This window comes from Bacillus thuringiensis, assembly GCF_001455345.1.
GTDB lineage: Bacteria > Bacillota > Bacilli > Bacillales > Bacillaceae_G > Bacillus_A > Bacillus_A thuringiensis_N.
In genome coordinates, this window is sequence record NZ_CP013274.1 from 2713643 (window position 1) to 2736125 (window position 22483).

The window sequence follows — 22483 nt, forward strand, 5'->3', positions numbered from 1 at the left end:
AAATTACATACAACTTAAAAAAGATAGAATTTTTATGTGTACTTCTAAAGAAATCATTGAAAAGTGGAGGGATTAACCATTAGTAAAATAGGATTTGACTTAATTAATCATGAGGATAACTTTGATCTCGGATATCAAGATATCGAGGCGATATGTAAGAAATGCAAATTTTCTAACTGCTCTCATACAAATGAACCACACTGCGCAATTAAAAAAGCTATTTCCGATGGAATTGTTACAGAAGACATGATGAATAGTTATTATAGGGATAAGAATGAATTCGAATATGTGTGTAAACAAAAGAACAAAACAAAGGCCATTGATTATATGAAACAATTGAAACTTTTTCGGAAAACTTAAAACTAAATAAATAGTTGTTATTTCTCATTCCCACTAAATTTAAAATTCTTACTTTAATACATTACATACCAGGTAATTTTTATACGCAAATTCAATCTCACATAAAAAACGTTTTAAACATAAAGTTTAAAACGTTTTTTTACTTTCAATGATTTTGATTTTTCATTTCTGTTAAACATTCCTGTACTAAAGTTACAGCTTGACTCATTGCAGCTCCACCAGCAAATGCTGCTGATACCCCACATGCTTCCAGAATCTCTTTATCTGAACACCCTTGATCAAGACAACCTTTTGTATGATAAACGGTACAATATTCATCTTGCGTTGCTAGACTAATTCCTAATGCGATAAGTTGTTTTTCCCTTTTTGTTAAAGAACCCTCTTGAAAACAAGCTTGCGTGAATGCATTATATGTCTCAGCAATTCCAGGAATTTGGTTTGTAAAACTACCGATTCCTTCTTTATAATGATGTAGAACGTCATTTACTGAACTATGATGTTGTTCGTGTTCCATCTTATTATTACCCCCATTCAAATTATCTGTACCTACTGTAGTATGTGATGAAAAGAAGGCAATATACATCGTTTAATAGAACGAATATTCAGTTTATTTAAGCTACAGTTTCAGACTATCATCCACTACCGCTTGTTCTTTAGCGTTTTTTCTTTGAACCTCTTTACTTCTCTCTTCCCAAAATGTTAAACCTTCAATCCCTACATTTTTAGGATCAAATACTGGATCTTTCCCTACTTTTTTCTGCGCTTCATAATCTTTTAACACTTTTAATGCGATCTTACTTAATAATAGAATCGCAATTAAGTTTAACCATGCCATACTACCAATTCCTAAATCTCCAAGATTCCATAAAAGTGACGCTGATTCTACGCTACCGATATAAACCATAATTAAAAACCCAATTTTTAATACTGGTTTTAACCAGTTATGTTTAAGCTCCCGATCTAAATAAGTAAGTGTCGTTTCAGCGATATAGTAGTATGCAAGTAAAGTTGTAAATGCGAAGAAGAAGATTGCGATTGAAATGAATAACGGGCCAAACCCTGTCATAACAGTTTCAACTGCTTGTTGTGTATAGATTGGACCTGCATCTACATTCCCTATGTTCTTTACAATAGCGCTTTTCCCTTCCGGTATAACATTATACATACCTGTTATTAAAATCATAAGAGCTGTCGCTGTACATACGACAATTGTATCAATGTATACGGAAAACGCTTGAACTAACCCTTGTTTTGCAGGATGTGATACTTCAGCAGCAGCGGAGCTATATGTCGCTTCTCCAACACCAGCAACATTTGAAAATACAGCGCGCTTTACGCCCCATGCGATTGCTGCCCCGACGATTCCACCAAACATTTCATTTACGCCAAAAGCACTAGAGAAAATTAACGCAAACATACTTGGAATTTCCGTTACATTCGCAATTAATACGATACATGTAACAATTACATAACCAATTGCCATAAATGGAACAAGCATTTGCGAAACGCCTGCAATTCTCTTTACGCCACCAAATATGATCGCTGCTAATAATACGACTAACAATATACCAGTTATATATTTGCTAATCCCATTAGAGTTTTCAAATCCAACTGCGATACTACTAGATTGAATACCTGGTAGTAAAACGCCATATGAAAGTGTTACAACGACCGCTACAATGACTGCAAACCATTTCATTTTCAAACCTTTTTCAATGAAATATGGTGTACCACCGCGGTATTCATTTCCGACTTTACTTTTATATACTTGAGATAATGTTGATTCAACAAACGCACTCGCTGCTCCTAATAGTGCCATTACCCACATCCAAAATACAGCTCCAGGTCCGCCAAAAGCGATAGCTGTTGCGACCCCTGCAATATTACCTATTCCAACCCTACCTGATAAGGCTAAACAAAACGCTTGAAAGGATGATATTCCCGTCTCCGAGCTCTTCCCTTCAAATAACAGTTTAATCATCTCTTTAAAATAACGAATTTGTAGAAAACGAGTGGCAATTGTAAAATACACACCTGCTCCTAATGCGAAAACAACTAAGCCAATACTCCACACTTGCCCTACTAACCATTCTACTAACTGCTCCATCCAAATCCCCCTTATCATTCTTTTGAAAACTATTTTATATATAAGAAAACGGACAACTATTATTAAAACTTCCAGTTGTCCGCCTATCTCATTATTTCATCTCTCTATTACTTTATATTTACCCAAACACTTTTTACTTCTGTATAGTTATCAAGCGCATATGAACCTAACTCACGACCGATACCAGATTGTTTAAACCCACCAAATGGCGCCGCTGCATTCTCTAAATTATAATCATTAATCCATACTGTTCCTGCCTTTAACTTATTAGCTACTTGATGCCCTGTTTTAATATTTTGTGTCCATACACCTGCAGCGAGTCCGTATGAAGAGCGATTTGCTCTTTCAATTACCTCTTCTGTTGAATCAAATGGAAGTACAACGACAACTGGTCCAAAAATTTCTTCTTTCACAATTGTCATATCATCAGTAACATTTGTGAATACCGTTGGCTGTACAAAATAACCTTTTTCAAATGCACGTTCACCACCAGCAGCAATAGTAGCGCCTTCAGCTTTTCCTTGTTCAATATAATGTAGCACACGCTCTTGTTGTTTTTTAGATACGAGTGGGCCCATTTCCGTTTCCTTCTCCATACCTGCTCCAAGTTTCACGTTATTCGCCATTTTCACAAGTTCAGTTACGACTGTTTCGTAATGTTTTCGATGAACAAACACGCGAGATCCAGCACTACAATTTTGGCCGTGATTATACATAATGCCTTGGAATGCGCCGTTAATCGCTTCTTCTAAATCAGCGTCTTCTAAAATGATATTTGGTGATTTACCACCAAGTTCTAACGTTACATGTTTAATTGTTTCTGCAGATTGACGCATAATATATTTTCCAGTAACCGTTGAACCTGTAAAAGCTACTTTATCAATATCGTGATGGTTTACGATTGCAGCTCCTGCTTCAGGACCAAACCCCGGAACAAAGTTTACAACACCGTTTGGAAAACCTGCCTCTTTAAAGAGCTTCGCTGTATATAATAACGATAAAGGCGTTTGTTCTGCTGGTTTTAATACGATCGTACAACCTGTTGCCAGTGCAGCTCCCATTTTCCAAGAAGACATAACGAGCGGGAAATTCCAAGGAATAATTTGACCTACAACGCCAACAGGTTCATGGCGTGTGTAATTTAAGTAATCTTTTGAAATCGGAATTGTTTGCCCGATAATTTTTGTAGCCCATCCCGCATAATAGCGATAATTTTCTACAGTCGCTGCTATATCATCATCTAGTGCTACTTGATATGGCTTCCCATTATCTAAAGCTTCTAACTGTGCTAATTCTTCTCCATGCTCTTCTATTAAGTCTGCTAATTTATAAATAAGATGTGCTCTTTCAGCGGTAGTCATTTCTGCCCAAGGTCCTGATTCAAATGCAGATCTTGCTGCTTTTACTGCAACATCAATATCCTCTTCTTGCGCTTCGCATACGACAGCTAGAACATCTTCTGTCGCTGGATTGTATGTCTCAAATGTCTTCCCGCTAATTGAAGGAACAAATTCACCATTAATAAACATTTTAATTTCTTCATTTAAAAACGCTTTCACTTTTGGTTTTAGTTCAATGTTTTTCGTTAACATATATGCTCTCCTCCTTATTTAAACAGCTGCATGAGCTGCAATTTTTGAAATAATCATTTGAAGCTTTTGATCCTCTTCTTCAGTTAATCCGAGTCTTGGATAACGAGAAGGTCCCCCTGCTTGCCCGTGTAATTCCATTGAACGTTTAACGATTTGTACATATTTTCCTGATCCTTCAAGAAACTCACAAAGTGGTAAAATGGTGTCGTTTATTTCCCAAGCTTTTTCTAATTCACCATTTTGGAAATGCTCATACATTTTCGTCACAAGTCCCGGTACGATATTCCCTGCTACTGAAACCCATCCCGTCGCACCAACTAAATAAGATTCCATAACTAAATCTTCAGATCCACAGAATACTTGAAAAGCACCTTCGCCTTGTCTTACTAAATCTCTTGCTTTTCGAATATCTCCGCTAGATTCTTTAATATGTGTAACATTTTCACATTCTTTTCCAATACGTAACATGAGGTCTGTACTCATATTAACACCAGATGTAAATGGGTTATTGTATAACATAATTGGTATATTTACTGCGTTTGAGATTTCTTTAAAATGAAAATAGATTTCCTCTTCTTTCGGTTTACAATAATACGAGTTTATAATTAACGCACAATCCGCTCCATGCACTTCTGCATGTTTCGTATATTCAATCGTTTCTTTCGTCGTCTCCGCAGCAGTCCCAACAATAACTGGAATACGGCCATCAACTTCTTTTAATACTGTTTCTACCATTTTAAATCGCTCTTCTTTTGACAAACTAACAAACTCTCCTGTACTTCCATTAATAATAATCCCAGCTACTTTTTGCTCAATAAAGTAGTTTACGTTTTGTTTTACACCGTTCCAATTAATTTCTTGAAACTCATCCATCGGTGTGATCAATACTGGAAATGCCCCTTTAATTTTTTTCATATTTATCTCTCCCTTTACCATTTTATTTTAATAAAAATCCTGTCGGAAACGGATCTGTAGGGTCTAATAGAAACGTCTGCATCCCTGTAATAAATCCTCTACTTTCAAAACGGAAAATGTAACCAGTTTCTTCCTTCTGTACTTTCTCCACTGTTATAAAGCTATTACATATACTTTCATTTATAAAAGGTTTATCCGCTATATAATCATTTTTAAATAGCGCATGAACATAAGACACAATTGTAGAAACAAAACCTGGCGATCGTACGATAAAGTTATCTTCATGGAATGTAATCGACTTTATATGGTTCTTTTCTTTTTGCGAAGAATCTACTAAAATAAGTTTTTTTATGAATGACTGTTTTTGTATAGCTTGTAGCGTAGCTTCTCCCCATTTTTTTAGTTTAGAGATGTTTTCAATACTGATTTCTGGCGAATACGTATCCTTTTCTACAACTGCATATACTTTATCTGCCTGAATGAGAGAGTAACTTATATTACCTACTTGTAAATTTTGCTCAATCATATAACATAGCTTACTTTCAAACGAAACAGATACAACTTCATCATTCTCTACATACGCATGGACTGAAAATATGCCAGATAACGTTTCGATTTTGTATTGATTCGTCTCTCTCTTTTTTAAATATCCGCATTCTAGTAACATCGTTATTACTGCGACAATGCCTCCATAATGAAGCGGAATGGATCCTTCATGATTAAAAAATAGCACAGCTGCATCGACTTCCGTATGAATAGAAGGAGCGACAATACATCCATTTAAACCGATAAAACCACGTGGTTCATTTAATAAAAGCTTCATTTTTTCTGCTAATTCACCTGAAAATTGCTCGTTTAATTGTTCCAAACTGGAGTAGTATTTGCATGGTACATCTTTCATTACACGAAATGCTTCACCATTTACATGTACGTCTACTGTCGTATACATTTTTTGAATGTTCATTTTACATCCTCCGTTTCATGTTCCATCGGCGGAATTAGCAAAAAACCTTCTTTCAGCGGGTCCTTTTCATTGTAAAAAAATCTATGCATCCCCATAAGCCAAGCTGAACCTGTGATTTTTGTTACGACAGCTTCCATATTTTCAACATTTGTCGTATTTATGACGCATCCTTTAAATAGAGAGCCAACGATACTTTCGTGAACAAACTCTTCATTAATCTCTATTTTTTGATTTGCGTATAATACAGCTAGCTTTGCTGATGTTCCTGTACCACATGGAGAACGATCAATTCCTCCTGGCGGAACGACAACTGTATTTTTTACATGAGCACTTTCATGAGTAGGATCTGTATAAAATTCAACATGGGTTAATCCTCTAATAAACGAATGCTCTGGATGAATGATTTCAAATTTGTCATTTATGATATTTCTAATATAAATTGCCTTATCAATGATTGTAGATGCATTTTCCGGTACTAACTCTAAACCCACTGACTTCGCATCAATAATGGCATAGAAATTTCCTCCATACGCAATATCTGCTTCAACAGTTCCAATTCCTTCGACTTGTACAGTAATATGTTTCAGTAAAAAAGCTGGTATGTTACAGAAAGAGACTTCTTTCGCTTTTCCATCTTGAACAAAGATATCCACTTCTACTAAGCCGGCTGGCGTGTCTAACTTTAACGAAGTAATCGGTTCAACTACCGAAATTAAACCTGATTCAATTAAAGCTGTACATACACCAATTGTATCGTGACCACACATCGGTAAATATCCACCTGTCTCTATGTAAATAACACCAATATCTGCTTCGGGATGACATGGATCTGTTAATAGTGCTCCTGACATTACATCATGACCACGCGGTTCATTCATTAACAATTTGCGAATCCAGTCATACTCCTTTTTCATATGTAACATCTTCTCTGCCATCGTCTCTCCAATTAACTTTGGAAGTCCGCTTATCAATGTCCTGGTTGGATTCCCGCCTGTATGTGTATCAATCGTTGTAAAGACTCTTTGTGACCTCATCCGTTTAACACCCTTTCTGTAAAACGACTCAAACGAAGTGGTTCAATTGGAATGATTGTTTCTTTTTCATTTAATAACTCTTCAATCACTTTTCCAGTAACCGCTGCAAGGCTAATGCCATCCCCTTCATGCCCGGCTGCTATAAAGTAGTTTGGGATATGTTCCACGCGTGAAATGATTGGCAAATGATCTTCTGTCCATGGGCGTAATCCAGCATATGAACGAATCACCATCATATCCGCCATTTTCGGATAAAAACGAATTGCTCTGTTCGCAATACATTTAATAACCTCGTTATTAATTCTCGTATGAAACCCTACAAACTCTCTACTACTACCAATTAAAAAATTTTGGCTTTCTGTCGGCTCAAATACAAGAGCTACCCCATATTTCTCAGTTAAAGCATCCACTTTTCGTTTTCCGCCAAATTTAGAAATTAAATAACCAAATTCCATTACTTTACGACAACCAACGTGCTGTTGCCTTGAAGCTACAATAATATGCCCTTTTCTCGGTTCAATCGGGATATTTACATCCAACATTTGTCCGATTTTCGGAGCCCATACACCCGCTGCGTTCACCACTTGTTTCGCAGTAAACGTCCCGTTTGTCGTTTCTATAATAAAGGAACCGTCTATATCTCTTTTCATTTCTTTTACTTCCGTATGATTAAAAGCTTTCGTACCAAATTTCTTCGATTCTGCAAGAAGTTCAAAAGCAAGAAGATATGGATTTACAGTCGAATCCGTTGCGCATTCTAACCCACCTAATAAATCATCTGCAAAGAATGGCGATTCCGCTCTTATATCTTGCCTATCAAGCATTCGAAACGGTAATCCAGCTTCTTTTTGACGATTCACCCATTGCTGCGCTGCTTCCATTTCTTCTTCCGACTCACATACGAGAATACTTCCTGGTGCCCTATATTCAAATGCGTGCTCTAACTCTTCACTTAAATCAGTTACTAATTTTTGACTAACTAACGACATTTGACTATCAAATCCTGGGTCTTTATCAATAGCCAAAATATTTCCGTCACACCGTGAAGACGTCCCACTGACAAATTCTCCTTTTTCAATGATTGTTACGTCTCTTCCGTATTTTGATGTGTAGTAAGCGATAGAACACCCTATAATTCCACCGCCTATTATTAAAACGTCGCAGTGCCTCACAAAATACTCCTCCTTTTCCCTAAACCTCTCACTTTCTTTTATGCAATTGACGTGCCAACTCGACATATATACACTTTTTATAAATAATATTTTTATTTGTAAAAATATTTTAAATTTATCGTAAATAGGTGTATTATTTTTTTATCACTGTCAAAATTTTTATACATAACAGGAGGACAATATGGCATTCTCATTTCCCACAATAAAAGAATTTCTAAAAACTTTATCCATTGATCATACAAACAGTATGCAATCTATTGAGCACGTTGGCGAAAAATTTTATTACTGCTCTTCTACTACAGAAAAATATAACTGCGCAGTTATATTTGAAGATGGCTCATTCTCCGCCTTAATTGAGGCGTTTTCTAATGAAATGATCGTTATCATAATGAACGAAAATAAAGAGCCTATATGCTGTATAACAGCTCAGCAAATCATTCCGTTTCTTGTTAAGTCTTACTATGAACTACAATCTTTTTATAACGCCGTAATACAAACTACTGATTCTTCTGTTACAGTTATCGATGATAAAGAACATGTTCGTACTTGGACAGATGGCGCTGAAAAGATTTTTTCAGTCAACCATAATGAAATTATTGGACAACCTATCACTCGTTTTTTTGACTATAAAGATTTGGAAATTTTGCAATCATTACATGACGGAAAAAGTATAATCGCTCAGTTCCATCAGCCTCGTCCAGATTTGTTCGTATTAATCAATTCAAACCCAGTCTACTGTAACGATGAAATTATCGGAGCGGTCGTCTCAGAAACTGATGTGACAAACCAAGTTGCTTTAAACGAAAAACTATTTAATATGTCACATGAAATGCACCGTTTAGAACAAGAGGTCGCAAAATATAAAGATGAATCCGATCCTTTCCTTGCGATGAATGGAAAAAGCCCTGTTATTCAAAGAACAATACAATTAGCTAGAAAGGTTTGTTCGGTGAAATCCACTGTTTTAATACTCGGCGAAAGTGGTGTTGGAAAAGAAGTATTTGCGAAAGCAATTCATGAGGCAAGTGAGGCAGCGAAGGCACCTTTTATTTCGATTAACTGCGGTGCCATTCCAGAGGCGTTATTTGAAAGCGAATTATTCGGGTATGAGCGCGGGGCTTTTTCTGGTGCAAATAGTAAAGGAAAAAAGGGTAAAATAGAGCTCGCGCAAGGCGGTACATTATTCCTTGATGAAATAGGCGAAATGCCACTCGATATGCAAGTGAAGCTTTTACGTGTACTACAAGAACGAAAGTATTACCGAGTTGGTGGAGAAAAAGAAATTAATATTGATTTCCGTATTATCGCTGCTACAAATCGTGATTTACAAGAAGAAATGAGAAGAGGTACTTTCCGAGAAGATTTATACTATCGCCTCAATGTAGTTAGCTTGCATATTCCACCGCTACGCGAAAGACGCGAAGATATTATCGAATTAACATACTCTTTCTTAAACGATTTTTCAATCAACTATAACAGACCAATTCGTGACTTACCTTCAAGCATTATGCATGAACTGCTTCATTACAATTGGCCAGGTAATATTCGCGAGCTTCGTAACGTTGTTGAAAGACTTGTCGTATTTGCGACTGACGGTATTATAAAAAAAGAATATTTACCATTTCATACAACTGAAACGTTAGACAATCATTCGGTTCCTTCCCTATTACTCAGCAACAATAATACAATTCTCTCTTTGCAAGAAGAGATGGATGAACATGAAAAAAAAGTCATTGAGAGGGCTTTACGCATTTTGAATGGGAATAAATTAGAATGTGCAAAACAGCTTGGTGTTACGAGGGCTACTTTATATAACCGTTTAAAAAAACTTGGATTACAATAAACCATCCCTCCTCTATATTGGCATAGTTATTGCATTATATAATTTGTGCAAACCGAACTAGAGGAGGAATACATATGACGAATAAAGATCACTTAATTGTTTGTCGATGTGAAGAAGTTACATACGGTCAACTTCAATCGACAATCGCTGAATATAAATGCTCGGCAAGAGAATTAAAACTAAGAACACGTGCTAGCATGGGATTTTGCGGTGGCCGCACATGTAGAATGATGATAGATCGAATGATCGAAAGTGCAAATCCCGACTTAACTACTAATGAAATCCCATTAAAATATCAACCACCAGTGCGCGCAGTTACTTTTGGATCGGTAGGTGAAAGTAAATGAGTAGAATTACAAATCACCCTATTTTAGGGAGTTTAAATAGTAATAAGCGCATCACTTTCCAATTTAATGGTCAACAATACGAAGCATATGAACATGAAACGATTGCGGCCGCTTTACTTGCAAACGGAATAAGAACATTAAGAGTGCATGAAGATAGCGGGACGCCACGAGGTATTTACTGTAATATCGGACATTGTTCTGAATGTCGCGTTAATGTAAATAGTCAAATAAACGTACGAGCATGCTTAACTGTTGTAGAAGATAATATGATTGTGGAAAGTGGAAAACAGCATCCAAATATCGTAAGAGAGATGGTGAAAAAGCGATGAATGATGTCATAATTATCGGAGCCGGACCAGCGGGTTTATCAGCCTCTATCTCTTGTGCTCGTTTTGGACTAAACGTACTTGTTATTGATGAATTTATGAAACCTGGCGGAAGGTTGCTCGGACAATTGCATCAAGAGCCTTCTGGAGAATGGTGGAACGGAATAGAAGAATCGAAGCGACTTCGTGAAGAAGCAGAATCACTTTCAGTTGATATTCAATGCGGTATTTCTGTCTATAATTTAGAAAAAGATGAAAGTTCTTGGTTCGTACATACGAATATCGGTACGTTAGAAGCATCGTTCGTTTTACTTGCTACTGGTGCTGCTGAGTACTCTATCCCCCTCCCTGGTTGGACACTTCCTGGAGTCATGTCGATTGGGGCAGCACAAGTAATGACAAATGTACATCGCGTTCAAGTTGGGAGAAAAGGAGTAATTATTGGCGCTAATATTTTGTCATTCGCTATCTTAAATGAATTACAATTAGCGGGCATTAAAGTTGAACATATCGTACTTCCTGAAAAAAGTGAATTAAGTCAAAAGGCTGGTGACCCAGAAGAAGTTTTAAATTCTCTATTACATGCTGCACACCTTGCCCCGTCACCTTTATTACGTATAGGTAGTAAATTGATGAAATATAATTGGGCTAAACAAGCTGGATTAACCTTCTATCCAAACAGTGGAATGAAAATAAACGGTACACCTCTTCACCTTCGAAAAGCAGCACTTGAAATTATCGGAACAGATCAAGTTGAAGGTGTACGCGTTGCTAATATTGATACGAAAGGAAACATCATCACTGGATCGGAACAAATATATGAGGCAGACTTCGTTTGTATTGCTGGCGGCTTATACCCTCTTGCTGAACTAGCCGCTGTAGCTGGCTGCCCCTTCCGTTACATTCCGGAATTAGGCGGGCACGTTCCTCTCCATTCCGAAACAATGGAAACCCCTCTTCCGGGTTTATTTGTTGCCGGTAATATAACTGGCATTGAAAGCGGGAAAATCGCAATGACACAAGGAACTGTTGCTGGATATTCAATCGTAAAACAAGCGAATACAAAATCTCATTCGGTTGAACAACAATTGCAACAGGCGATGCAACATGTACATACTGTACGTCAACAAGCTGCCATTCAATTTAACCCGATGATTGATGTCGGTAGACGCAAAATGGATGAAATTTGGCGTGATTATTCCCTTGCATATGCACATACTAAAAAGAGCTGCTGAGATTACTCTCAACAGCTCTTTTCTCTACTCATCCGAGTTATTAAATTTCGCTAATGCGTAAATACCTTCTTCATCATCTAATTCAAGTTGTAATCTCGCTGCGAATGAATTGACATTATATTCTCTGTCAAGCAATAAGCGTAATGCTTCGATTAAGTTTGCTTGAATTAAAATTTGCTGGCGACCATTTACCTCTACTTCCGCAGAGAAACCGTAGTCATCGTCATACATGAGTTCAACTAACACTTCTTCTGGACCCACTTGTCTTTTTTCAGCGATATATACGCAAAGCGCATTGATAAGTTCTTGTTCAGAAATTTTTATTGTTTCCATGCTACTTCATCTGCCTTTTTCTTACGTTGATCTTTGAAGTATTTAAATGCACGAATTGCTAACATTACGATACCAGCCATTACTAACATATTTACCATAAACGCTAATACAGAACCAAGAGCTCCCATATTTGCAAATAAGCTACCCATTAGTAAACCACCAAGACCACCTAGTAATAAACCTTTCATAAAGCTTCCTTTATTACTTTTTGGTGCTGTGTTTGTTGCTTTTGTTTTTGAATCTGGAGTCGTTTTTTGAGAATTTACATTTGAATCTTTTTTGTTTAAATCAACTTTTGATTTTTGACCTGAACTTGGTGTAAATGATTTTTTACCAGATTTGTAACTTTTCGCTGCCGCATGATCTACGAACATAAAGCTACTAGCCCCAAAGATCACCATGAATGCTGTCATTACTGCTACAAGTTTTTTCAACATATTATATCCATTCTCCTTTTATATAGATATATGTGAAATCTATCTTTCTAGTAAATTCAGAATGATAGATTTATTTTTAAGAACATTTAAAGGTTCTTATGAACTTATTATATGAACTTTTGTCGAAATATGCAAGTATTATTTACTTCCAACAGTTTAGTGACAAAGGAAAAATTAAGCAAAACTGAATTGACTTTAAATGAAACAAAACATATTATAAGTTCATAAGAACTTTTTATTATTTTGGAGGTGAAAAGATGGAAACATTTCATCTCACACGAAACGAAATGGCAACCCTCCTTTTATCATTAAGAGGATGGAATACGAAAAAGCCTCTCGGTATTTTACAAGAAGCTTGGGCAAAGTCACATAAAAAAGATATTGAAAGCGGACAAAGCGTAACTGCTTTTATTACTACCGCACTTTCACCTATTTTCGAAAAATTGATTAAAATTGACGATACAGACGTCGGTTTTTCTTTAAATGAAATAGTCGCGCTTGGCAATCAGATCGAAAACACGAGTTTCTCTGTAACTGCTATGCAAAACTGGGTGAAACGAGATATAAAAGAAATGATTGGCTCTCCTCAAAAAGGGAAAAAATATTCAATTGAACAAGCAGCCTTACTATTCATTGTCGAAGATCTAAAAACAGCACTTGATTTTGAATCCATTCGTAAGCTATTACGCCTAATCGTTAATGACCCAGCTGATCGAAGTGATGATTTAATCAATCCTGTTCATTTATATGTAGCATACTCTTCTCTATTTGAAGAACTTAACCAAGGGAACTGCTTACAACTAAATGCAACAGATACCGTTCATACAATTGAAAACATCGTAAAAGAAAAAGCTGATAAAATCGCAAGCAAGTTCGATCAAATTAATAACGAACAACGCGAAGCAATTCGTAACGCTATTATTATTGCGACCCTTTCTGTACATACCGCATATGTACAAATGTTAGCAAAACGTTACGTAACAGCGACGTTATTTTTACAAAATTTAGATGTGAAACCGTAAAAAATAGAAGCAAAGTTGCTTCTATTTTTTTATGAGAAATTTTTAATAATCTTTTCATTAACCCTTCATGAAAACGCGGCTTATATCCTTTACTATAACACTTATGAGAGACATAAATGAATTGAAATAGCAATCCCCTATACAAATAAGGTATAATCTACACATAGTGAATCTTTTATATTATTAACTATAAGGTTCACCTATTCAAAAATACATAAACTAGAAGGTGCAACAATGGTAAGTAGTTTTATTCACTCAGTATTAACATTTTTTGAAGGGCTAGGTTATTGGGGCATTATGCTTGGACTTATGATTGAAATTATCCCAAGTGAGATTGTCCTTGCTTATGCCGGGTACTTAGTATTCAATGGTAGTATCTCATTTTTAGGCGCAGTTGTATTTGGTACGATTGGCGGTGTTATTGCTCAAATCTTTATTTATTGGATTGGACGATACGGTGGCCGCCCTATTTTAGAACGTTACGGAAAATATATTTTTATTCATAAAAAACAAATAGACGCTGCTGAAGATTGGTTTAATCGTTACGGGACTGGCGTGATTTTCACAGCGCGCTTCATTCCAGTAGTACGTCATGCGATTTCAATTCCTGCTGGTATTACAAAAATGTCATTCCTACGTTTCACTACGTTAACAGCACTCGCAATCATCCCTTGGTCTATCATTTTCATTTACTTAGGTGAAAAACTAGGTGAGAATTGGGAGAATATTAATGATATTGCTGGACCATATGTGAAATCATTCGCAATTGGTGGCGTCATACTTATTCTTTTATACTTCGTTATAAAAAAATGGACAAAAAAGCGTAAAAATCTTGCGTAAAAATATAAATAAAAACCGCTGTACATTCATTACGAATGTTAGCGGTTTTTATTATAGGCCTGATTTTTTATTAGAAATTGTATTATTTCTTCTTTGTGCTTTAAGTCATGTTGAATGAGTGATGAAAAGTAATGATTTAATTTCACTTTTTTAGTGCCAAATTGGTAGTCATTATAAAAATATTTGGTGGGAATTCGCCCAATTCCATCCACTAACTGTTTACGAGTAACACTAAATTGATTTAATAGTTCTTCTTTTGAAATACCAGATCTTGCATATTTAATTGCTCCCTTATTCATATCCTCAACATCTATTGGAACATTTGGTACAGATTGTCTACTTATAAAGTATGGAATTCTATCCTGTATTAAAAACACATCCCAAACGATAAAATGTGAAATCACATCCGCAATTGCCCATGAACCTTCTCTTAATGCCTGAAACCATATATCATCAGGTACTTGCTGTAATATTTGACACCATTCTATTAAATATAATTTTTCTTCCAAAATATTCTCTTTCCTCATTATTTCTTCCTTCCTCGCACTTATAATTCATTCATATTAATATCTTCTAGAAATTGTATAAAAAGCCTTCATAATTATGTGGATAAGCTACAATTCACTCATTCATTTCGTATATTATCTCAAAAAGGAGTGATTCCCCTATGCATTGGCAACACAAAATACAATACTTAATCGGACGCCCTATCGGTATTTCCTTCATTAATGGGCAAGGAACCTCTGGTGTATTATGTTCAGCACATGATGGTCAATTGTATGTATATGAATACCTTTATCAAGCGCAGTTCGCAATGAAACATTATGATTTTAGACAAATTCAAGATATACACGCCTTTCCGAATTGCCCACATCAAAATCCTCTATACTAAAAAAGGAACAGCTTATAGCCGTTCCTTTTTCTCCACACTTATTTCTCAGTATAAAAGTTTTGTACTGCTTCATCAAAGTAAATCCAGCCTTTCCACCCTAAATGAATTGTATCTTTTAAGAAATACTTATCATATTCATGGCCAGAGAAATCGACTACTGGATACCCTGCTTTCTCAACTTGTTCCCGAACTTTTTTATAATATACTTCACGGCGTTCTTTAGGGAAGCCAGCATAATCATACCATGGTCCGTTTACAGGTACAGAAATAAAGAGCGGCTTGACATTTTTCTCTTTAAAAATATTTAAAACCATTTGTAAATCATCATATTCTGGTGATTCTTCATACGATTCATTTGCTCTAAAGTTTTTTAAACCTTTTAATTTTTTCTTTAAATTATGCTTATAGTAATACGGATTTTCAATTCCAAATGTGTTTGTAGTAGATTCCGCTTTCCCTTCTTCTTCCGCATGTTTACGTGCATCTACCCAAGAAATTGAACGTAGTCCCACATTTGTTTTTTCTTTCATCGGTTCAATCTTAAATATAGAGTTAAATAAATCTCTATGATCTAAAATATTTCGATGCATATAAGCAAGTGGTTTAACTAAACCCGCTTTTATATTATGTTTCGTATCATTATATACAACACCTTCTAATGAATTCTTTAATATATCATCTTCTTGAACAACTTTATAATCTAATAGTCGTTTCGCAATTTTCTTCTTCATTTCTACATTTATTTTATCATTAAAAATAAAATGATATGCTTGTTGTTTGGAGAAATTGTTCGTAAAATCCCCCTGCGAAACCCCAGTCTTTGTAAACCATTGTGGTGATAGAACAAAGACTACTTTTTTACCTTCTAATTCATCCATTGTAGACGTCATATTTAATATATGAGCTAAACTTTGTGTACCGCCAATCCCGATTAAATATGGCGTAAAACCTGAGGGATTTACTTTGAAGTAATTAGATGGATGATATGCATCCATTCGTAAAAATTCAGATGAACCGTACATCGGTAAATACTGCGAATTCTCTAACATTTTCTGCTGCAAGAATACACTTTGTAATTTTTCTTTTTGTAAGGAAGTTGCCGCATCTTCTACCTTCTTATCACTAATAAGTGATACTAAACTTTTCGATGGGATGAGTATGATAATGAAAAAAAGCACACACGCTAAAATTATGGGACCAAAAGCATGCTTCATTTTCATTTTTTGTTCCTCTTTCTATCGCTATTAAATTGTAACCCTTGTTTTTGACACGTCATTTTTTTTCTCCTTTTTCTCTATACATGTTCCATTCTATTTATCTATTATATACATGTATGTATTCCTTTCCTTGTTCTATTAAGCCCTATATAAATAGCACAAGAAAATGTTTCCATAGAAACACGTTAATTATACAAGATTCTACATAAATTTCACACTGCAATTTTACTAATAATTTTATTTTTAAGACATGAAAAAATATATAAAATGTCTATAATCCATCAGCTCCTATATTAAATTCAAAATACGATAAACTACGTCCACTATAATAAACACCATGATTATATGCAAAACCTCGCTTTCTGTTCTAACTTTGCATATTCACCAAATCTAGTTAATCCTTCAACCATCGGGGCTTGCTTATGTAAAGATTTAGCTGCTTTATCTACACTGAACAGTTTTTTATAAAAAATAAACCACTTAGACAAATGTCCAAGTGGTTGGAAGGAAACACTATAGCATCTCCTTTTTATTACTATCCTTTTAAATTCAGTATCATATAGTAGTAGATAAGTCGAATTTAGAAAAAACTATCTGATATACATAGAATCCGGTACAGACATTAAATAATAGAAAAAGACTCCGATTATCCCACTAGTAAAAATAATAAATCCCATATTGCGTATGCCTTTAATTTTTGACTGTAAACCTATAAACCCTGATAGTAGCCCAGTAAAAGAAAATAGAATCCAATATAGCTCGGTTGGGATGTCAAGATATTGACTACCCTCAACGCCCAGCCCCCAAAAAATATAAGGCAGTACGACAAAGGAAACACTGAGTAATCCCATAATACTCACAAGTAGTTTATGATATTTGACTCCTGATATTATTAAATAAATCCCACCCGCAAATCCGCATAATACGAGATAAGGTGTGTATAGTATCCAAAGAAGACTTAAGATGAGCATATGTAAGTTCCTCCTATTTATTTTGGGTCATTGTAGTCTATTGATTTTCTGCATCTGCTACTAATTTTTCAAGGTGACCGAGTGCTTCTTCTAAATCAAACGAGTTAAACCAACGATAATCTTGTTTATCTAAAATACGATAATGCTGACTAATTAGATTTTGTTGTAAACGAAAGTTCCCTTTTTCTTGAATTTGTTTCCACCAGACTTTTCCTCCCAGTGTTTTCTGTTTGGTGTTGTTTATGTTTTTATGTGCTAAAGTTGCAATGACTACTAATGGATCATCTCCTAGACTAGACTGTAAAACCTCGCTATCCCTAAACAATGCACAAATTGCTACGGTATTGGTCCACCCTGCATTTGTTCGTCCCTTCTCAATTTGAACGAGCGTTTTTTTTGAAATACCAAGAACTTCAGCCATTTTATCCTGTGTGTATCCTTTCTCCGTACGAATTAACTTTATTTTTGTTGATATGAGTTCGATTGTAAGCTCTTTATTCAATTCCTTCACCTCCGGAAGTAACTTATGTTTTATTTAGTGTAATTTTACACTATACCTGTTTTGTTATCAACTTATTCTCTTCACGTTAGCTTCTATCACATTTATGTATTGAAATCCATCCCTATTTACTATTATCAACTTACCAATTATTCTTTTTACACACATAAGCTCTATTGCATATTGAATGGAATTTTTCGCTACTTCTGATGCATATCCATTCCCCCAATATTCCGGATCAAGTAGATACATAATTTCTATTCCATCAGTTTCATCCACTTTTCTACTTGCCAAAAACTTCTTTCTTTAAAATGTTATAAAATTGATCGACATCTTCTATAATTGGTTTCCTCATGAGTACCTATTACTTTCTTTTAACCTAAATATCATGCCCCTCCAATCTCTGTTTACAGACTAGTAATTTATACCGCGAGCAATTTATATAACTTTACATAAGAAAAACAGACTTCCACACACATGGAGTCTGTTTTCTCTTCCTTTATTTTTGTACATCTGCCCACTTTAAACTTGTTGCGGGTCCAAATTGATGTACGTATAAATCTTTCACATATGGCTTTTGTAAGTAAGATAATCCGCGCTGGAATACTGGAGCAATTACCGCATCATCCAGCAACATTTTTTCAGCATCTTGCAGTGCTTTCCAACGAGCTTTTTCATCATTACCTAATTCTGTTTTAATCTTCTTAATTAACGCATCATATTCTGGATTCGCATATTCAGTATTGTTCACACTACTTCCAGAAAGGAATACTTCTAAGTATGTCATTGGATCTGGATAATCTGGTAGCCAACGTGATAATGACATTTCATATTCTTTTTTCTTCTCTAGCGCTAACTTTTGCGTATGTGGTTGTAATTTCACATTTACCTTTAAGCCCGGTAAGTTTTTCTCAAGCTGCTCTTTAATATATTCTCCTACTTTTTTGAAGTTTTCTAAATCATAGTTTAATAACTCAAGCGTTACTTCATTTGTACCAGTCTCTTGCTTCGCCTTTTCCCAATATTCTTTCGCCTGTTTTACATCAGTTTTATTAAACTCACCTGCCGTACTTCTAAAATCTTTTTTATCTGGACCTTTTAAAAATCCTTTTGGCACGTAATAATTTGCAGCAACCGATCCATCATTTAAAAATGAAGTCGCAAGTCCTTTCTTATCAAACACTGTACTTAGCGCAAGCCTTGCATTTTTATTTTTAAGAATCGGTACATTTTCATTGAATCGGAAGAAGTACATAACCGGATCTGTATATTGTTTAAGCTCTTTATTATTTTTATATTTATCTACGAATTCAGTTGAAATGACAGCTCGATCAACTTTATCTGTTTCATATAAATTTACCGCAGTTGAAATTTCTTTAACAATTTGATAGTTTACTTCATCTAACTTCACTGCTTTTTTATCCCAATACTTTTCGTTTTTCTTCATTGTAAAGCTCACTTCATGCTTCCAATCAGATAGTGTAAAAGGCCCATTATATACCGCTTTATTTGCTTCTAATCCGTATTTATCACCTTGTTCTTTCGCATATTTTTCGTTAATTGGATAGAACGATGGTAAAATAAGTAATTTCGTAAAATACGGTACAGGATGTTCTAACTCTACAACGAATGTTTTATCATCCGTCGCTTTCACTCCTAATTCCTCTACCCCTAGTTGTTTCTTATTTATTTTCTCCGCATTTTTCACATCGTATGCAATGTATGCATATTGAGAAGCAGTATCCGGATTGATAAGCTGTTTCCAAGCATATACGTAATCTTGAGCTGTTACTGGATCTCCGTTAGACCATTTCGCATCACGTAAGTGGAATGTATATGTTTTTCCATCTTTGCTCACTTCATATTTTTGTGCTCCAGCCTCAATCACTTCATCATTTTTCGATAAGCGGAATAATCCTTCCATGACGTTATTTAAAACGTTAAATGATACTGCATCTGTTACTTTTCCTGAATTTAATGACGGAATTTCACCCGTTTCTAGTAACTGTAATACTTTCTTCTCATCTTTCGGCTTTGTCGTTGTTTTTTCTTTTGCGCAGCCAACTAAAATTGAAGAAACTAATAGAGTACTAACTAATGAGTAACGAACAACTTTTTTCATTTGAAAACCCCCTCTATTTTTTAAGGTAAGTAACGACGGGCGCCAGCGTATTCTTCTATATATCCTGGTGTATTTAACGGTATAATTTCTACCGACCTTTCAGCTCTTGGTGAGTGAATCATATTTCCGTCTCCAATATACATAGCAACGTGATGGACACTGCCTTTTCCTTGATCATGTGCAAAGAAGATTAAATCTCCTTTTTGTAAATGTTCTTTATCAACTGCAACTCCATTTCTCGATTGCGGTCCAGAATCTCGCGGAATGGTAATACCATGCGATTTATAAATTGTATGTGTAAATCCAGAGCAATCAAATCCGAAGCCACTTGTACCAGCCCATATATACGGTAATCCTAAAAACATTTTCCCTGTGTTTATTAAATCATCGGCCGCCGGAGTTGGAATATCATTTTGAGAGCGGTAAACCGTTCCATCATGTTTTCGTAGCCAAGCTTTCTGTCCATTTGGTAACAACACGCGATATGAAATTGTATCTTCACTTAGGAGCGGCAGTCTCGTATTATAGCTCACTTCAAGCGATTTGTGTTTTTCAGAAGGATTTATATATAAAATTGCTGTCGGTTTCGTTACTAATACGAAAGGTTCATTTGTTTTATCTGCAAATTCTTGATTATATGTTAACTGTTTTTCAGGCATCCATCCTGGGTAACCTTCCTCATTTCGCGGTGTTGGTTGACCATGGACTAACACTTTCACCCAGTCCCCTTTTTTATCAACAACCGTTACTTCTTGACCTAATAGCGCTTGCGTTTCTAATTTATTTGCATTTGTTAACCAAAGTTTCTCATCAAGCGTCATCGATTTCGTCCACTTCCACAAATCAACTGGATTTGTAGCGCTCGGTACATCAATTGGTCGTAATGAATCAGGTGCAGTCCAAAGTGTTGCGGCAGATACATCGATAAACGCTTTACTATCTCTCTTCTCTTCAGCATTCGCTGATGTAAACGATGAAAATATAAATAAAGTTGTTAAAAATGCAGTTCCTACTTTTTTCATACATATCCCCCTTAAAAGATAGTTTACTAGTCTCTTCTCCTAAGATTTACTATTCACTGTCGATTGAAGGTTTACCTTTGATCCAGAATAAGTCATTCCTTCTGGCTCTTCCATTAACCAAAGCGGCGCATCAAGATCGAAATAATGAATATTAGGATGAGCTGCCGCCAAATGGGCTACAGCGCTAACAGAAAGTGAAGATTCCATCATGCTTCCTACCATACATTTCACACCAGCTGCTTCTGCTATATCTGCAATACGCCACGCTTCACGAATGCCACCACATTTCATTAATTTAATATTGATTAAGTCTGCATATCTTCCTTGTACGATTTTCAATGCATCGCTGGCTGAAAATATGCTTTCATCTGCCATAATAGGCGTTTGCACATGGTCTTTGACGTACTTTAACCCATCCCAATCTTTCGCATGAACAGGTTGTTCAATAAATTCGATATTTAAATTACGATTCTCCATTTCTTTAATGATAGAAACCGCTTCTTTTGGATTCCATCCTTGATTTGCATCTAATCGTAACGTCGTATTTTTTGGTACACTATTTCGAATCGCTTCAATACGTTCTAAATCTAAATGAGCAGATTTCCCCACTTTAATTTTCAAAGTTTGAAACCCTTTTTCTACATGTTGCTTTGCCTCTTTTGCCATAACGAAAGGCTCATCTACACTCACCGTAATATCTGTATGAATTTCTTTCTTCCCGCCTAATAATGCGTAAAGTGGAACGTTTTGGTGTTGACAATACACATCATATAAAGCAATATCTACCGCCGCTTTCGCACTTGGATTTCCAATACAACTCATTTGAATGTGCTGCAGTAACTGCTGAAATTGAATGATATCTTGACCAATTAAACAGGAACGCATCGGTCCTAAAATTGCTTCTTCAACCCCGTTAGCGAAATCCCCCGTAATAACTGGTGTTGCGGCTGCAGCACCCTTGCCAACAATTCCTTCATCTGTATGAATATATACATCTATACTTTCTATTTCGGTTACAGTACGAAGCGCCGTTTTAAACGGTGTATGCAGATTTACACGTCTACGATTTACTTTTACATCATTAATTTTCATTTTGTTCATCCTTTCATTGTTTGGCAAAATGGAACATTAATTCTCAATTATGTTGGAGCAATAAATCTCCTCTTTTGCTTACTTTTCATGTAGAAGGTTAATGAAAAATAAAAAATCCAGCCATAAGAAGATTCTTACGGC

The 22483-nt window shown here is 35.6% G+C and carries 24 protein-coding genes and 1 pseudogene; 8 read left to right on the forward strand and 17 right to left on the reverse strand.

The features are described from left to right. Window positions 1–63: 63 nt before the first annotated feature. Window positions 64–360, forward strand: a complete 297-nt coding sequence (locus ATN06_RS29455; protein ID WP_060631176.1) for a P-loop NTPase family protein — start codon at window positions 64–66, stop codon at window positions 358–360. A gap of 145 nt (window positions 361–505) precedes the next feature. On the opposite strand, the gene ATN06_RS14195 is transcribed toward ATN06_RS29455, so the two are convergent. The 7 genes from ATN06_RS14195 to ATN06_RS14225 all read right to left on the reverse strand — a co-directional run bounded on the left by ATN06_RS14195 (window position 506) and on the right by ATN06_RS14225 (window position 8144). Beyond that, window positions 506–874, reverse strand: coding sequence for a carboxymuconolactone decarboxylase family protein (locus ATN06_RS14195; RefSeq protein WP_060631177.1), 369 nt, complete (start codon window positions 872–874; stop codon window positions 506–508). A gap of 102 nt (window positions 875–976) precedes the next feature. Further along, the gene (locus ATN06_RS14200; protein ID WP_060631178.1) at window positions 977–2467 is read right to left on the reverse strand and encodes an alanine/glycine:cation symporter family protein; all 1491 of its coding nucleotides are present in this window, start codon (window positions 2465–2467) and stop codon (window positions 977–979) included. A gap of 107 nt (window positions 2468–2574) precedes the next feature. Next, complete coding sequence (locus tag ATN06_RS14205) at window positions 2575–4059, reverse strand: aldehyde dehydrogenase family protein (protein ID WP_060631179.1); 1485 nt, start codon at window positions 4057–4059, stop codon at window positions 2575–2577. A gap of 18 nt (window positions 4060–4077) precedes the next feature. After that, window positions 4078–4974 carry a 4-hydroxy-tetrahydrodipicolinate synthase gene (dapA, locus tag ATN06_RS14210; protein ID WP_060631180.1) on the reverse strand — a complete coding sequence of 299 codons (897 nt, stop codon included), beginning with the start codon at window positions 4972–4974 and terminating at the stop codon, window positions 4078–4080. A 22-nt stretch (window positions 4975–4996) separates the two neighbouring features. Then, window positions 4997–5938 carry a proline racemase family protein gene (locus ATN06_RS14215; RefSeq protein ID WP_060631181.1) on the reverse strand — a complete coding sequence of 314 codons (942 nt, stop codon included), beginning with the start codon at window positions 5936–5938 and terminating at the stop codon, window positions 4997–4999. Then, window positions 5935–6972, reverse strand: coding sequence for a proline racemase family protein (locus ATN06_RS14220; RefSeq protein WP_060631182.1), 1038 nt, complete (start codon window positions 6970–6972; stop codon window positions 5935–5937). The genes ATN06_RS14215 and ATN06_RS14220 overlap by 4 nt, the downstream gene beginning before the upstream one ends. Next, window positions 6969–8144, reverse strand: a complete 1176-nt coding sequence (locus ATN06_RS14225; protein ID WP_060631183.1) for an NAD(P)/FAD-dependent oxidoreductase — start codon at window positions 8142–8144, stop codon at window positions 6969–6971. Before ATN06_RS14225 ends, ATN06_RS14220 begins: the two co-directional genes overlap by 4 nt. Window positions 8145–8325: 181 nt before the next feature. On the opposite strand from ATN06_RS14225, the gene ATN06_RS14230 reads away from it, so the two are divergent. The 4 genes from ATN06_RS14230 to ATN06_RS14245 all read left to right on the forward strand — a co-directional run bounded on the left by ATN06_RS14230 (window position 8326) and on the right by ATN06_RS14245 (window position 11895). Next, window positions 8326–9987, forward strand: a complete 1662-nt coding sequence (locus ATN06_RS14230; RefSeq protein WP_060631184.1) for a sigma-54 interaction domain-containing protein — start codon at window positions 8326–8328, stop codon at window positions 9985–9987. 74 nt (window positions 9988–10061) lie between these two features. After that, the gene (locus ATN06_RS14235) at window positions 10062–10334 is read left to right on the forward strand and encodes a (2Fe-2S)-binding protein (RefSeq protein WP_060631185.1); all 273 of its coding nucleotides are present in this window, start codon (window positions 10062–10064) and stop codon (window positions 10332–10334) included. Then, window positions 10331–10663 carry a (2Fe-2S)-binding protein gene (locus ATN06_RS14240; protein WP_060631186.1) on the forward strand — a complete coding sequence of 111 codons (333 nt, stop codon included), beginning with the start codon at window positions 10331–10333 and terminating at the stop codon, window positions 10661–10663. Before ATN06_RS14235 ends, ATN06_RS14240 begins: the two co-directional genes overlap by 4 nt. Continuing rightward, window positions 10660–11895 (forward strand): NAD(P)/FAD-dependent oxidoreductase, encoded by a 1236-nt coding sequence (locus tag ATN06_RS14245; protein WP_060631187.1) that lies wholly within the window; start codon window positions 10660–10662, stop codon window positions 11893–11895. Before ATN06_RS14240 ends, ATN06_RS14245 begins: the two co-directional genes overlap by 4 nt. Before the next feature lie 24 nt (window positions 11896–11919). Here the strand turns inward: ATN06_RS14245 and ATN06_RS14250 are convergent, their stop codons facing one another. Continuing rightward, complete coding sequence (locus ATN06_RS14250; protein WP_000447759.1) at window positions 11920–12228, reverse strand: YxcD family protein; 309 nt, start codon at window positions 12226–12228, stop codon at window positions 11920–11922. Then, window positions 12216–12665 (reverse strand): hypothetical protein, encoded by a 450-nt coding sequence (locus ATN06_RS14255; protein WP_060631188.1) that lies wholly within the window; start codon window positions 12663–12665, stop codon window positions 12216–12218. Before ATN06_RS14255 ends, ATN06_RS14250 begins: the two co-directional genes overlap by 13 nt. Window positions 12666–12922: 257 nt before the next feature. Here ATN06_RS14255 and ATN06_RS14260 point away from each other — a divergent pair, with 257 nt between their 5' ends. Together ATN06_RS14260 and ATN06_RS14265 are read left to right on the forward strand one after the other, a co-directional pair. Then, window positions 12923–13687 carry a DUF1836 domain-containing protein gene (locus ATN06_RS14260; RefSeq protein ID WP_000447231.1) on the forward strand — a complete coding sequence of 255 codons (765 nt, stop codon included), beginning with the start codon at window positions 12923–12925 and terminating at the stop codon, window positions 13685–13687. 234 nt (window positions 13688–13921) lie between these two features. Further along, window positions 13922–14527: an undecaprenyl phosphate transporter UptA gene (locus ATN06_RS14265; protein ID WP_060631189.1), complete on the forward strand. Its 606-nt coding sequence runs from the start codon at window positions 13922–13924 to the stop codon at window positions 14525–14527. Between the two features lie 38 nt (window positions 14528–14565). On the opposite strand, the gene ATN06_RS14270 is transcribed toward ATN06_RS14265, so the two are convergent. Further along, on the reverse strand, window positions 14566–15054 hold the full coding sequence (locus ATN06_RS14270) for a hypothetical protein (protein ID WP_060631190.1): 489 nt from the start codon (window positions 15052–15054) through the stop codon (window positions 14566–14568). Between the two features lie 140 nt (window positions 15055–15194). Between ATN06_RS14270 and ATN06_RS14275 the strand changes: the two genes are divergently transcribed. Further along, window positions 15195–15419 carry a hypothetical protein gene (locus ATN06_RS14275; protein WP_060631191.1) on the forward strand — a complete coding sequence of 75 codons (225 nt, stop codon included), beginning with the start codon at window positions 15195–15197 and terminating at the stop codon, window positions 15417–15419. A 38-nt stretch (window positions 15420–15457) separates the two neighbouring features. On the opposite strand, the gene dltD is transcribed toward ATN06_RS14275, so the two are convergent. The 7 genes and pseudogenes from dltD to ATN06_RS14310 all read right to left on the reverse strand — a co-directional run bounded on the left by dltD (window position 15458) and on the right by ATN06_RS14310 (window position 22351). After that, on the reverse strand, window positions 15458–16639 hold the full coding sequence (gene dltD / locus ATN06_RS14280; protein WP_060631192.1) for a D-alanyl-lipoteichoic acid biosynthesis protein DltD: 1182 nt from the start codon (window positions 16637–16639) through the stop codon (window positions 15458–15460). Window positions 16640–17226: 587 nt separating this feature from the next. Beyond that, the gene (locus ATN06_RS14285; protein WP_060631193.1) at window positions 17227–17607 is read right to left on the reverse strand and encodes a hypothetical protein; all 381 of its coding nucleotides are present in this window, start codon (window positions 17605–17607) and stop codon (window positions 17227–17229) included. A gap of 37 nt (window positions 17608–17644) precedes the next feature. After that, a complete protein-coding gene (locus tag ATN06_RS14290) occupies window positions 17645–18109 on the reverse strand; it encodes a helix-turn-helix transcriptional regulator (RefSeq protein ID WP_060631194.1) in 465 nt (154 codons plus the stop codon). 66 nt (window positions 18110–18175) lie between these two features. Further along, a pseudogene (locus ATN06_RS14295) lies at window positions 18176–18461 on the reverse strand (GNAT family N-acetyltransferase). Window positions 18462–18605: 144 nt separating this feature from the next. After that, on the reverse strand, window positions 18606–20228 hold the full coding sequence (locus ATN06_RS14300) for a peptide ABC transporter substrate-binding protein (RefSeq protein ID WP_060631196.1): 1623 nt from the start codon (window positions 20226–20228) through the stop codon (window positions 18606–18608). 20 nt (window positions 20229–20248) lie between these two features. Continuing rightward, complete coding sequence (locus ATN06_RS14305; protein ID WP_060631197.1) at window positions 20249–21250, reverse strand: C40 family peptidase; 1002 nt, start codon at window positions 21248–21250, stop codon at window positions 20249–20251. Window positions 21251–21289: 39 nt separating this feature from the next. Further along, window positions 21290–22351: a dipeptide epimerase gene (locus ATN06_RS14310; RefSeq protein ID WP_060631198.1), complete on the reverse strand. Its 1062-nt coding sequence runs from the start codon at window positions 22349–22351 to the stop codon at window positions 21290–21292. Between the last annotated feature and the right edge of the window lie 132 nt (window positions 22352–22483).

What these genes read in the sequence shown, in the direction of transcription:
- ATN06_RS14195 (WP_060631177.1), bottom strand. Translation starts at nt 874, where the DNA reads ATGGAACACGAACAACATCATAGTTCAGTAAATGACGTTCTACATCAT.
- ATN06_RS14200 (WP_060631178.1), bottom strand. Translation starts at nt 2,467, where the DNA reads ATGGAGCAGTTAGTAGAATGGTTAGTAGGGCAAGTGTGGAGTATTGGC.
- ATN06_RS14205 (WP_060631179.1), bottom strand. Translation starts at nt 4,059, where the DNA reads ATGTTAACGAAAAACATTGAACTAAAACCAAAAGTGAAAGCGTTTTTA.
- dapA (WP_060631180.1), bottom strand. Translation starts at nt 4,974, where the DNA reads ATGAAAAAAATTAAAGGGGCATTTCCAGTATTGATCACACCGATGGAT.
- ATN06_RS14215 (WP_060631181.1), bottom strand. Translation starts at nt 5,938, where the DNA reads ATGAACATTCAAAAAATGTATACGACAGTAGACGTACATGTAAATGGT.
- ATN06_RS14220 (WP_060631182.1), bottom strand. Translation starts at nt 6,972, where the DNA reads ATGAGGTCACAAAGAGTCTTTACAACGATTGATACACATACAGGCGGG.
- ATN06_RS14230 (WP_060631184.1), top strand. Translation starts at nt 8,326, where the DNA reads ATGGCATTCTCATTTCCCACAATAAAAGAATTTCTAAAAACTTTATCC.
- ATN06_RS14235 (WP_060631185.1), top strand. Translation starts at nt 10,062, where the DNA reads ATGACGAATAAAGATCACTTAATTGTTTGTCGATGTGAAGAAGTTACA.
- ATN06_RS14240 (WP_060631186.1), top strand. Translation starts at nt 10,331, where the DNA reads ATGAGTAGAATTACAAATCACCCTATTTTAGGGAGTTTAAATAGTAAT.
- ATN06_RS14245 (WP_060631187.1), top strand. Translation starts at nt 10,660, where the DNA reads ATGAATGATGTCATAATTATCGGAGCCGGACCAGCGGGTTTATCAGCC.
- ATN06_RS14250 (WP_000447759.1), bottom strand. Translation starts at nt 12,228, where the DNA reads ATGGAAACAATAAAAATTTCTGAACAAGAACTTATCAATGCGCTTTGC.
- ATN06_RS14255 (WP_060631188.1), bottom strand. Translation starts at nt 12,665, where the DNA reads ATGTTGAAAAAACTTGTAGCAGTAATGACAGCATTCATGGTGATCTTT.
- ATN06_RS14260 (WP_000447231.1), top strand. Translation starts at nt 12,923, where the DNA reads ATGGAAACATTTCATCTCACACGAAACGAAATGGCAACCCTCCTTTTA.
- ATN06_RS14265 (WP_060631189.1), top strand. Translation starts at nt 13,922, where the DNA reads ATGGTAAGTAGTTTTATTCACTCAGTATTAACATTTTTTGAAGGGCTA.
- ATN06_RS14270 (WP_060631190.1), bottom strand. Translation starts at nt 15,054, where the DNA reads ATGAGGAAAGAGAATATTTTGGAAGAAAAATTATATTTAATAGAATGG.
- ATN06_RS14275 (WP_060631191.1), top strand. Translation starts at nt 15,195, where the DNA reads ATGCATTGGCAACACAAAATACAATACTTAATCGGACGCCCTATCGGT.
- dltD (WP_060631192.1), bottom strand. Translation starts at nt 16,639, where the DNA reads ATGAAAATGAAGCATGCTTTTGGTCCCATAATTTTAGCGTGTGTGCTT.
- ATN06_RS14285 (WP_060631193.1), bottom strand. Translation starts at nt 17,607, where the DNA reads ATGCTCATCTTAAGTCTTCTTTGGATACTATACACACCTTATCTCGTA.
- ATN06_RS14300 (WP_060631196.1), bottom strand. Translation starts at nt 20,228, where the DNA reads ATGAAAAAAGTTGTTCGTTACTCATTAGTTAGTACTCTATTAGTTTCT.
- ATN06_RS14305 (WP_060631197.1), bottom strand. Translation starts at nt 21,250, where the DNA reads ATGAAAAAAGTAGGAACTGCATTTTTAACAACTTTATTTATATTTTCA.
- ATN06_RS14310 (WP_060631198.1), bottom strand. Translation starts at nt 22,351, where the DNA reads ATGAACAAAATGAAAATTAATGATGTAAAAGTAAATCGTAGACGTGTA.